This is a genomic window from Solidesulfovibrio sp. (genome assembly GCF_029978005.1).
Classification (GTDB): domain Bacteria; phylum Desulfobacterota; class Desulfovibrionia; order Desulfovibrionales; family Desulfovibrionaceae; genus Solidesulfovibrio.
Genome location: NZ_JARKOZ010000032.1, coordinates 69,292 through 80,318, shown reverse-complemented (window position 1 = coordinate 80,318; position 11,027 = coordinate 69,292). Strand labels below are relative to the sequence as shown.

Below are 11,027 nucleotides of genomic sequence, written 5' to 3'. Positions count from 1 at the left end.
CAAGCCGCGCGTCCTGGCCTTGGCCCCCACGGCCACCATGCGCGCGCGGCCGTCGTCGTCGATGTGGGTCAGTCCGTCGCTCATGCGCCCCCCACGGCGTGTCCCGGCCGGCGTGGGCAGGCCAGGGGCGCGGCGCTACTTGAATTCCGGCACCTTGACCTTGCGGTCGATGCGTCTGGCGGCCGTGGCGTCGGCCTTGGCCTTTTCCACGTCGCCGAGCTTGGCGTAGAGCATGGCCCGGTTGCCGTAGGCCTCGGCCATCTTGGCGTCGGTCTCGATGGCCTTGGTGTAGTCGGCCAGGGCCTGCTCGGACTCGTTTTTCACGTCATGGCACATGCCGCGCAGATTGTAGGCGCTGGCCAGGTTCTGGGCGTCCATGGCCGCGCCCGAGGCGGCGGCGTCGATGATGCGGGTGAAAGCGGCCATGGCCTTGTCCATGTCGCCGGCCTTGGCGGCGGCCAGACCATCACGGAAATCCTCGGAGGGCCCGGCCAGGGCGGCCCCGGCGACGAAGACGGCCAGAAATGAAGCGAAAAGCACGATCGACAGGCGTTTGCGCATGGCTAGTTCCCCATGGCCTCCTTGGCCTTGCGGAAAAAATTCTTCACTTTCTTCATGGGCTTTTGCTCGTCGAGCTTCTCGAACTCGCGCAAAAGCTCCTCCTGCTTCTTGGTCAGGTTCTTGGGCGTGACCACCGTCACCTCGACCAGCAGGTCGCCGTTGCGGCTCGATCCGGGCACGGGCAGGCCGAGGCCGCGCAGCGAGAAAACCTCGCCGCTTTGCGTGCCCTTGGGGATGTCCATGGTCTCATGGCCGTCGAGGGTCGGCACCTCGATCTTGTGGCCAAGCGCCGCCTGGACGAAGCTGATCTCGGCCCGCAGCACCAGGTTCTGCCCCTGGCGCTCGAAGACCTTGTCCGGCTCGACGTGGAGAATGACGTAGAGGTCGCCCGGAGGCCCACCGTGAAGCCCCGGCTCACCCTCGCCGCGAAGCCGAAGCCTGCTGCCGTCGTCCACGCCCGCCGGCACCCGCACCTTGAGATCGCGGGTCTGGCGCGTGACCCCCCTGCCCCGGCACTCCCGGCACGGCGAGGTCACGACCTTGCCCTCGCCCCGGCAGATGGGACAGGTCACGGCGATACGGAAAAAGCCCTGGCTCTGGACCACTTGCCCCGTGCCGCCGCACTGCTTGCAGGTCTCGGGCGAGGTTCCGGGCTCGGCCCCGGAGCCGCCGCAGACGTGGCACTGGACGTTTTTGGGGATCTTGAGCGAGACCTCGGTGCCCTTGGCCGCGTCGCGGAAGGACACGGTCAGGTCGTAGCGCAGGTCGTTGCCGGACTGGGGGCGGGGGCCGCGCGTGCTCCCCCGGCCGCCGAAGCCGAAGAACTCACCAAAGATGTCCGAAAAGGCGCTGAAGACGTCGTCCGTGGAGCCGAAGCCGCCGAAGCCGTTGCCGCCCAGGCCCTCGTGGCCGAAACGGTCGTACCGGGCGCGGGTCTCGGCGTTGCGCAACACCTCGTAGGCCTCGGCCGCTTCCTTGAACTTGGATTCGGCCTCGGGATCGTCGGGGTTGTGGTCCGGATGGTACTTGAAGGCCATCTGGCGGTAGGCCTTCTTGATGGTGTCGTCATCGGCGCCGCGTTCTACGCCGAGCACTTCGTAGTAATCCCGGGGCATGATTGCAGCTATTCGTTTTCAGGCAGCAGCACGCCCGCTTCCACGATGGGTTCGCTCGGCAGCACTTCGCCGGCGGCGATTTCCCGCAGGGCGGTGACAACTTCCTTGTTCTTGCACTCGATGAGGGGATCGTAGCCCTCGCGGTACTGGTGCACCCGCTTGATGGCCATCTGCACGATGAGAAACCGGTTGTTGATCTTTTCCAGGCAGTCTTCGACGGTAATGCGCGCCATGCGTTTCTCCTTGCGCGTTGTCCGCGCGGCGTGGTCCGGTCGGGGCGGGTGTGACACCCTGGTAAGTCGTTTTTCCCCGGAGTCAAGGCCGTTTCCCGCAGGGCACGGGAAGGCGGCGGCCCCTTCGGACCCAACGCCAAACCGAAGTTGATACTCCAGGACCGGAAGAGACGTCAAGCCTTGAACTCCACCCTAATAGGCAAGCTTCCCCAGCGACTTGAGGATGAGCGTCGCGCCCATGGCGAACATGCCCATGAGCCCCATGCCGCAGGAGAAGCCGGCCAGGAGCACCGGCGCGTACTGCCGCCATTTCTTGCCGTAGCGCTTGAGGAAGTAGTAGCGGCCCAGAAGCGCGCCCACCACCTCGAGGATAAGCCCGTGGGGCACGCTTTGCCCCAGGCCCCGCACGATGCCGTAGACCAGGAGCACCGGCAGACCGAAGAGCATGAGCAGGAAGTACGTCACCAGGCCCAGGCCCAGGCCGGCCGAGACGTACCAGCCGTTTAACGCCTGGAAGAAAAGCGAGTTGCCCTCCAGGGTCGAGGTCTGCATGAGCAGGGTGTTGAGGGCTTGCAGGTGCCAGAGCTCCTGGGCGTAGGGGTAGCTGGCCGAGGGGATGGGAGCGAGCTGCCAGATGAACTGGGAAAAAAGCAGGCTCGCGGTCATGACCACGGGAAAGACCACGATCTCGGCCTTGATGATGCCGCGAAGGCTGGTGCCGGTCAGCTCGATCTCCCGGAAGTCCACCGTCGCCTTGCCGTAGTTGTGGATGGGGATGGGGGCGTACCAGATCTCGATGCCCTGGTAGCCGAAGAACTTCGCCCCGGCGATGAAGCTGGCCTCGCGCACCAGCGGCAGGCTCACGAACTGGCCGGCGATGCCTTCCATGCGGGCCGTGATGTAGGAGATGATCGGCGTGTAGACGAAGCCGTAGAGCACGAAGAACATCCAGGGGAACTGCGGCACGAGAAACAGGCACATGCCGACGTAGGCCAGGGTGGAGAAGACGTAGATGCCGATGGAGAGCCAGAAGTTGATGTCGCCGCGCGCCTTGTTGGTGTCGAAAAGCGCCTTGTAGGCCGCGCCGCCCACGCCGCCCTTGCGCAGCGACTTGGCCACCTGCCATACGCCGATGACGCCGATGGCTAGGCCAAGGCCGATGCCGAAGGACATGTAGAAGTCGAAGTTGTTGGCGAAGACCGTCTCCACCGTGCCCATGCCCTGCCGCCAGCGGTGCAGCACGCCGTGGTCGTACAGGACGGGGTTGGCCACGAAGGTGACGGCCAGGCCGACCAAGCCGCCGATGACGGCCCAAAACGGCAGCACCATGCCGGTGAAGACCAGGCCCAGGTCGAACTGGATGCCCGTGGCCACGGCCGGGAGCCAATGCTCGGTGTTGCGGGTGAAGTCGGCCCAGGGAATGGGGATCAGGCGCACGGGCTCGGTGAAGACCAGGCCCGAGACCACGGGAAAAAGCACGTAGAGCGCGCCGAAGGCCAGGCCGATCATGCCACCTATGGAAAAAACCCGCCACTTCCAGCCGGTCTTGCGGTCCTCGGTGGACTCGGCCAGGGCCATGGTGCCCAGCGCCCCGACCGGGGCCATGGGAAAGGGCAGCTTCTCCACGTCGGAGGTCACGCGGTAGAGCGCGTAGCCCAGGCCGAAGTGGTCGATGCGCTGCACGATCTGGGAGCCGACCAGAAGCAGTATGGGGACGAGCCAGTCGCGGTGGAAGAAGGTGCGCGCGACCAGGGATTCGGAGTCCGGCCCCGGCGCGACCCAGGTCGGGATGAGGTCGGTCAGGCCCAGCATCTTGGCCGCGTCGGACTGCACGAGGTACTGGTTCCAGAGCAGGCCGTGGAAGGGCGAGGCCATGGCCGCGCCGGCCATGTAATAGAGCAGGAAGATTTCCTGCTGCTTGAGCTCGGTGTAGGCGCGCTTGGCGATCTCGGCGAACAGGATGATGGTGACCCAGCGGGCGGCCGGTCCGATGCCCGTGCCGATGACGAGCTGGAGGTACATGCTGCCCGGCATCATGAGGAAGCCGATGAACACCGCGCCGACAATGGTCTTCCAGTCGAAGCCCTCCTCGAAGTGCTTCGGCGCGGGCAGCAGGTCCCGGTATTCGGCAAGTTCCTTGTCGTCGTACATCAGGCGTTCCTAATTCGGCAGCACCAGATAACTCTGCCCCGTCCACAATCCGATCACGGCGAAGATGCCGCCCATCAAAAAGTCGCCCAGGATCAGGCCGATGAAGAGCAGCCGCACCCGCTTGAGCAGGAGGATGCCGCCGTAGCGCAGGGTCAGGTGGTTGCAGAGCCAGCCGAGGAAAAAGGAGAACCACAGGATGCGCATGGCCGAGGAATACATGGTCAGGTAGCCGATGGGGTGGATGGGCCACCAGTAGAAGCGCTGGTAGGCGACGACCAGGGCGAACATGACCGCCGCGCCCATGACCGCGAAGCCTACCACCGTGCGGTTGGTCCCGGCCGGGGCCTCCACCAGGCGCTGGACGTTCTCGTAGACCGTGGTCACGGTCTGGGTCTCCCAGTCCATTTGCAAATCGCGCAGGCCGTACTTGTGGCAAACGGCCAGGACGGCGGCGAAGGACACGCACACGGCCAGGGCCAGAGCGAGGACGATGCCGGCCAGGTACAGCGCCTTGGGACGCCTGCCCTCCCCCACCTTGGCGGCGTGGAAAAGCGACGGCAGAAGCGACTCCCGCAGATCGACGAAAAGCATCTTCTGCATGACCGCGGCCATGAGCAGGGACATGCGGCTCAATATCCCCGTGCCGCAGAGGGCCAGCAGGCCGTCGGTCGGGGCGGCGGTCAGGGTGAAGTAGGCGAGGCCGCCCTGGCAGACGATGCGGCTGGCCACCAGCATGACCATGAAAAACGCGCCGAAAAGGAGCACCGCCTGGCCAAGGGGCATGCCAAAGGACACGCTCCAGGCGACCAGCGCCCCGCCGCCGAGGAAAAGCCCCCACAGCGACGCGCCGGCCCCCACCCACTCGGCCTCGTCCGGGCCGCGAAAACGCAGCCGGACGGCGTCGCGGGCCGCGTCGAGGAGATGGTGGCGGGCCAGCCAGAGGATGAAGCAGAAAAAGACGCCGTAGGCGCCGATCATCTGCGTCTCCTCGGGCAGGGCCAGGGTCGGGCCGAAGGTGACGCCGAGCGCCGAGGCCGGCACCTGCTGGCCCAACACGTCGAGCACGCCGTAAAAAAGCCCGCCGAGCAGGAAAAACACCCAGAAGCTCAGGGAAATCTGGCGGGCGGTGAGAAAGGCGAAGCCGATAAACGCCGGGTAGAAATAGATCTTGAGCTTGGTGAAGCCGGAAAAAAGCCCGGTCTTGGGGAAATACGGCCCGGCCAGGATGAGGGTCGGCAGTTGCGGCACCGAGGGGTCGTAGAAGCCGATGCCGTTTACGGTGTGCAGGCAGACGCTCGCCAGCGCGCCGCACAACAGGAAGCGGTCGGTGAAAAACCCGGCCAGCCCGCCGGCGTCCATGGCCCCGGTCATGGCCTCGGGCAGGCGCAGCAAGGGGAAGTTCATGCGCTCGTTGGACACCCACTGCCGGGAAAAGAGGTTGGCCAGGCAGAGCATGACGAAAAAGCACAGGCCCACGAACACGCCCCAGGCGGCCAGCGGCCCGGCCCAGGCCTTCCAGGGGATGGCGGCCAGCACGGCCGGCCAGGACATGGTGTAGCCGCCGGAAAGGCCGTTATAAAGCGTCTCCACGGCGTCGGGGTCGCCGGGATACCAGCCCAGCGGCAGGAGCGGTCCGAGCACCTGCTTCCACTGGTTGCCTTCGGTGGCGAAATGCAGGGGGGCGGTGATGTTGAGGAAAAAGGTCCTGGCCAAGCCGGTGTGGGCCACGCCCGAGACCACGACCATGAGCATCCAGCAGACCATGAGGTCCGTGCCGGTGAGCACGGCCCGGCCGCGCAGCAGGCGGCCCAGGCCGGCGGCCAGAAGCGTCAGCCAGACCAGGATGAAAAAGGGCGCCAGGGGGAAATGGCCGCCGCCCAGGGGCGTGGCCCCGTAATAGAGGTTATTCAGCGGCGTGACGGCGCACACGACCAGCCCCAGGACGACGCCCAGGAGCACGGCGCGAAGACGTATGGCCCGGGAAGCGTTCATGCGCCGGCCTCTTCGTGCGTCGGCCCGCCGCGCATCCTGGCGTTGAAGTCGCTCACCACCTTGTCCTCATACGCCACGCGCACGGCCTCCTCCAGGGAGCGCCACACGAGGAGCTGCTTGCGCAGGTCGTTGACGAAGCCCTTGTTGAGCCGCTTCCACATGCCGGCCTCGCCGGCCTGGCGCGACAGTTCCACGTCGATCTCCATGTAGCCGGGCGTGTCCGGGGACGGAATGAAGGTGATGGCCACGGCCTGCTTGATGCCGAAATCGAAGGGCGCGAGCCAGACTGTGGCCGTCAGGCGCATGCAGGCCTTGAGGTCGCAGAATTCCGGAAAGCGCTCCTTGGGGTGCGGCGGCGCGCCGGGCGCGTCCCAGGGGCACTCGAAGGCGTAGTCCACGTCGGCCGTGGCGAAAAGGCCGTGGGAGACGTCCTGATGGGTGCCGTAATAGTCGAAGAGAAAGCCTCCGGCGCACTCCTGCTCGCGCACGCGCACCAGAAACGGCAGGCGGGTCCTGATCGCGCCGTCCACCGGTTCGGGCATGGACCAGGAGCGGTTGACATCCGGGATGGCGATCTGGCCGGCCAGGCGCGAGGGGTAGACCACGGAGAGCAGCACCACGGCGATGACCAGGCCCATGGCGGCCACGCCGGCCATGGAGGAATAGTTGGCGGTCATGCCGGCCCACAGGCTGGTGCCGGAGAGGAGCCCGGCCGTGACCTGCGCCAGCAGGTAGCCCAGGACCACGCTGATGACGGCGAAGGCCAAGGCCTCGGCGATGAAAAGGAAGGAGACGTGGGACGGGGCCAGGCCCACGGCGGTGTAGACGCCGATCTCGCGCTTGCGCTCGAAGACCGCGCCGATCATGGTGTTGAGCACGATGAGCACGGAGATGACCAGGGGCACGAGGATGTTGGGCACCCCGGCGTAGCCCAGGGCGTCTCCGGCGTGGTAGACGAACACGCCGCTCGGCTGACCGGAAAAGACGGCCAGGCCGAAGCGGTCGGCCAGGCGCGCCGCCAGTTCCGAGCCGTCATCGGCCGACGCCTTGCCCATGACCAGGGCATCGGCGGACGGGGCGACCACAATGGACTTGAGCTGCCCGCCCAGGCCCATGAGCGTGTCGTAGGGCACGACCACGGTCAGGTCATCGTCGATGTGCTGGTAGCGGGCCTGCATGGACTTGACGTCCTCGCCGGACTCCACGGCCTCCTTCTCGACCTCCGAGGTCTCGGCCATGGCCTCGGTGGGATAGACCACCGGGGTGACGGGCTCGCCGTCGAGGTCCAGCCGGTCGTCCAGGGCGTTCTTGCGCAGGATGCCGGCCACGGTGAAGGACCGGCCGAAGAGCGTGACCGCATCTCCCGGGGCGACGCCCAGGCGCTCGGCCATGGGCGCGGGCAGGAGCACGGCGTCGCGGTCCTCCGGGGTAAACCAGCGCCCGGCGACGAGGAGCCCGCGCATGCGGCCGACGGCGGCCTCCTGGTCGGACAGGCCGAGGAAGCTCTGCACGGCCTCGGCGCGCTCGCCCGCCCGCACGACCGTGGCCGGGGACAGGGTCTTCTCGGGCAGCTCCAGCCAGGCCAGGGGTGCGACGGTCAGGCCCCGGGCGTAGGCGTCGCGCACCACGGACAGGGCCTCGGGCGGCAGGGAGCGCCAGCCGGCGTTTTTAAGCAGCACACCCCGGTAGGGCGCGGCGTCGGCGAAACGCGCCGCCCCTTCGTCGCGGGTGGATTTGACGCTCGTGAAGCTCATGATGGTGAAGGTGAGGATGACCAGCGTCAGGCAGGTGAGCGTGGTGCGGACCTTGCGGCGGCGAAGGTTGCTGACGCCAATGACGAAGGCGGCGGCGAAGGCGCGCATGCCGCCGATGTCCGAGGACTTGGCGTGGGAGGCCCGGCGCTGGAGCGCCGTCATCTCCCGCTCGAAGCGCAGGAAGATGATCAGCGCCACCATGACCGAAAGGCCGAGGATGAAAAAGGCCAGGATGACCACGAGCGGGCTGTAGGTCAGCTGGAAGGCCGGGTGCACCTGGTAGACCACGGCGATGACCGCGGCCAGGACGCCGAGGAAGGCGGCGATGCGCTTGTGGATGTCGGCGAAATTGAAGACCACGCGCTCCACGCAGTAGGCGAAGGGGATGAAAAGCGCGATGTAGAAGAGCACGCCCAGCAGCACGTCGCGCTGGGTCTTTTCCACGTCGTTGTAGACGCGAACGGCCAGGGCCCAGCTGGAGCGGGCCGAGGCGATCATGGCGTCGAAGCGCCTGACCTCGGCGGCGGCCACGGCCTTGGCGTACAGGTCCCTGCCCCGCTTTTCCAGGTCGCGGATGCGTTCGTTGACGATGCCGTGGTCCTCGAGGTTTTTGACGCGCGGCCCGACGAGCTCCCACATGTCCCTGGCCCCGAGCAGTTCGGTCACGGGCAGCACGGGCCAGGCCTCCACGAGATAGCCCGTGCCCGTGGGGTGCTCCGGGCTGGCGTTTAAAAGGATGAGCTTCCGGGCCAGCACGGTGTCGGACAGGATGGCCTTGTAGGGCGTGCCCGGTTCGAGGAAGACCGAGAGCAGCGTGGAGTCGAGGGTGTCCAGGCGGCTGAACCAGGAGCGCAGGGGCGGGGCCTCGCGCCGGGCGTCGAGAAGCTCGATGCGGGTGAAGTAGCGGAAGGAGCGGGGGTCGAAGGCGGAAAAGAGCGTGCTTTGCCGGCAACCGAACATGATGAGGTCGGTTTCCATGGCGTTGCGGTTCATCTTGACCCGGTAGGCGTCCTTGCCGGTCTGCTTCTTGTCGATGGCCCAGACGGCCTCGCCGGTGTCCGGGTCGAAGCGGAAGCCCTCGATGACGGCCTTGTCCAGGACGTACTTCTTGTTGGCCAGGCCGTTTATCTGGAAGCCGCCCTTGGCGTCGGCGGCGGCGTAGAAGCGGGTCTTGCCCTGGTAGACGCAAAGGACCGTGTCCGGGGCCGGGCGCTCGGGAAAGAGCTCGCCCTGGCGGATGAAGTTGGCCCGGCCGGTGAGGCTCGAAAAGACGTTTCGCGGCCGCTTTTCGCCCACCTCGAAGCCCGGCGCGGCCATGTCCGCGACCACGGCGGCCACGAACCGGGACTGGCGCGCAAGCGCGGCGAAATCCACGGCCCCGGGCACGTCGCCGGGCGTGCCCCAGGACTGGCGGGCATCGGCCACGGTGGCCAGCGTCAGGCCGAGCACGCCGGCGACGGCGCCGATCTCGCCGCCCAGGGCCGGCCTGTCGGGGAGGAGCCCCTGCCAGGGCCGGCTGCGGTCGTCGCGCATGCCGTCCTGGTAATAGCCGGCCGGCAGCCCCTGGCTTTTGACGGCGGCCCCGGCGGCGGCGGCGAGGGAGCGGTTGATGCGGCCGTAGGCCTGGACCGGGTTGACGTCGGGCTTGACGTCGAAGGCAAATCCCCGGGCGAAGCCGCCCACGCCCTGGCCGTGGCTGGAAAGGTAAAGCGAGACTTGGGCCGTGATCTCCCGCTCGCCCAGGCGCTTTCGCAGCTCGCGGGCGCTTTCCACGCAGCGCCCCTCGGTTTCGGCCGATTCCCTGGCCCGCGTGAGCCGCTCCCGGGCTTTGGGCACAAGCGCCGTCAGCGCGGCGCGCTCCCCGGCCGGGGCCAGGGCGAACTCCTCGCGCCACTGGAGCCGGCGCAAAAGCGCTCGGCGCTCGGCCAGGGCGCCCAGCGCCGCCATGTCCTTCTCCCCGGGAGCCAGTCGCAGTTCCATCAGGCGCGTGGTGACGGCGTCCACCTCGTCCTTGAGGGTCTCGGTCATAGCCCGGCGCACGTCCGGCCGGGCGAGAAGCGCCACCGCGCCGTCGCCCCCCTCCTCCAGCTGGCGCAGCCCGTCCAGGACCTCGCCGATGGCCCGAACGTCCTCGCGGGCCTCCCGGGACCTGGCGCGCAGGTCCTTTCCCTTGCCGCGCAGGGCGGCGTAGAATTCGCGCAGCCCGGCCAGGGCCTGGGCCCGGCCGGAGGTGGCCAGCAGCAGCGTCGGCCGGGCCGGGGGACTTACGGAAAAATCCCGGGCCAGACGCAGCAGGGCGGCGACCGAGGCGGCCTCGTCCGCGCCCGGGGCGTCGCCCGGGGCGAAGGCGGCCGCGTCGTAGGCGGCTTCGACCACCAGAAGCTCGCCGCCCCTGGCCGGATCGGTTCCGGGGAAAAGCAGGTAGACGTCGCTGGCCACGGCCTGCTCCCAGGCGGCCCGGCCGGCGAGAGTGGCCACGGGGCCGGCCTTGTTCCCGGAAAGCGCGGCGTAGTCGCCGAAAAGCTCCCGGGCGGCCTTGGCCGAAAGCAGGAAACGCGGGAAGCGCACCGGCGTGAGTTCGAACTTGTCCTTGAAAAGCCCGGCGTCGGCCACGGCCCCGGAGGCGTCCGCGTCCACGTAGACGAGCGCCTTGGCCCCGAGCTGGGCCGCGGCCTGCCAGTTGCGCCCGGAGCGCAGGTCCATGAGCACGATGGCCCCGTCCGGGGATTTTCCGTTGAAGTCGGCGTATTCCCCCGCCCCGGCCCAGACCACTGAGCCCGAGAGCCCCTGCGGCGGCACGGTCCCCGGGGTCAGGGCATTGAGCGCCAGAGGCGAAAGGGCGGCGGAGCGGCCGTCGGCCAGGGTCAGCGTGGCCGGGCCGTGGGCCATGACCGGCGTGCGGTAGTCCAGGCGTCCGACCTCGCCCGCGCCGAGGCCCTGGAAATAGGCCTCCACGGCGTCGGCGGCCACGGCGCAGCCGGCGGTCCCGGTCAGCCGCGAACCCAGACCGGCGAGCCCGGCGACCACGGCCCGCTCAAGCCCTCCCTCGTCCGGGGAAGCCTCCTGCCAGGTCGCGGCCAGGACCTTCGCCCGGTCGTCGCCGGCCTCCTTTTTCTGGCGCTTGGCCAGGGCTCCGGCCGGGACCAGCACGAGGCAGACAAGGAGCACGGCCGCGAGAGCGGCGTACATCGCCCGCGCCCGCATCGGGCCGGCTTTTTGCA

Annotated in this window: 6 protein-coding genes; all 6 read right to left on the bottom strand. The window is 68.1% G+C overall.

Translation table 11 applies throughout. The annotated features are described in order from the left end of the window. Positions 1–135 precede the first annotated feature (135 nt). The 6 genes from Q1K70_RS03340 to Q1K70_RS03315 all read right to left on the bottom strand — a co-directional run bounded on the left by Q1K70_RS03340 (position 136) and on the right by Q1K70_RS03315 (position 10,995). Complete coding sequence (locus tag Q1K70_RS03340; RefSeq protein WP_300155718.1) at positions 136–561, bottom strand: tetratricopeptide repeat protein; 426 nt, start codon at positions 559–561, stop codon at positions 136–138. 2 nt (positions 562–563) lie between these two features. After that, positions 564–1,679, bottom strand: coding sequence for a molecular chaperone DnaJ (dnaJ, locus tag Q1K70_RS03335; RefSeq protein ID WP_300155725.1), 1,116 nt, complete (start codon positions 1,677–1,679; stop codon positions 564–566). 5 nt (positions 1,680–1,684) lie between these two features. Then, positions 1,685–1,909 carry a DNA-directed RNA polymerase subunit omega gene (gene rpoZ, locus Q1K70_RS03330; RefSeq protein WP_300155716.1) on the bottom strand — a complete coding sequence of 75 codons (225 nt, stop codon included), beginning with the start codon at positions 1,907–1,909 and terminating at the stop codon, positions 1,685–1,687. Between the two features lie 192 nt (positions 1,910–2,101). Beyond that, a complete protein-coding gene (locus tag Q1K70_RS03325; RefSeq protein WP_300155714.1) occupies positions 2,102–4,060 on the bottom strand; it encodes a peptide transporter in 1,959 nt (652 codons plus the stop codon). A gap of 9 nt (positions 4,061–4,069) precedes the next feature. Next, on the bottom strand, positions 4,070–6,052 hold the full coding sequence (locus Q1K70_RS03320; protein WP_300155713.1) for a DUF6785 family protein: 1,983 nt from the start codon (positions 6,050–6,052) through the stop codon (positions 4,070–4,072). Continuing rightward, entirely contained in the window at positions 6,049–10,995 is a 4,947-nt protein-coding gene (locus Q1K70_RS03315) for an FtsX-like permease family protein (protein WP_300155711.1), read from the bottom strand. The genes Q1K70_RS03320 and Q1K70_RS03315 overlap by 4 nt, the downstream gene beginning before the upstream one ends. Positions 10,996–11,027 lie beyond the last annotated feature (32 nt).

Excerpts from the sequence above, each read along its gene's own strand:
- Q1K70_RS03340 (WP_300155718.1), bottom strand. The coding sequence starts at position 561 with ATGCGCAAACGCCTGTCGATCGTGCTTTTCGCTTCATTTCTGGCCGTC.
- rpoZ (WP_300155716.1), bottom strand. The coding sequence starts at position 1,909 with ATGGCGCGCATTACCGTCGAAGACTGCCTGGAAAAGATCAACAACCGG.
- Q1K70_RS03325 (WP_300155714.1), bottom strand. The coding sequence starts at position 4,060 with ATGTACGACGACAAGGAACTTGCCGAATACCGGGACCTGCTGCCCGCG.
- Q1K70_RS03320 (WP_300155713.1), bottom strand. The coding sequence starts at position 6,052 with ATGAACGCTTCCCGGGCCATACGTCTTCGCGCCGTGCTCCTGGGCGTC.
- Q1K70_RS03315 (WP_300155711.1), bottom strand. The coding sequence starts at position 10,995 with ATGTACGCCGCTCTCGCGGCCGTGCTCCTTGTCTGCCTCGTGCTGGTC.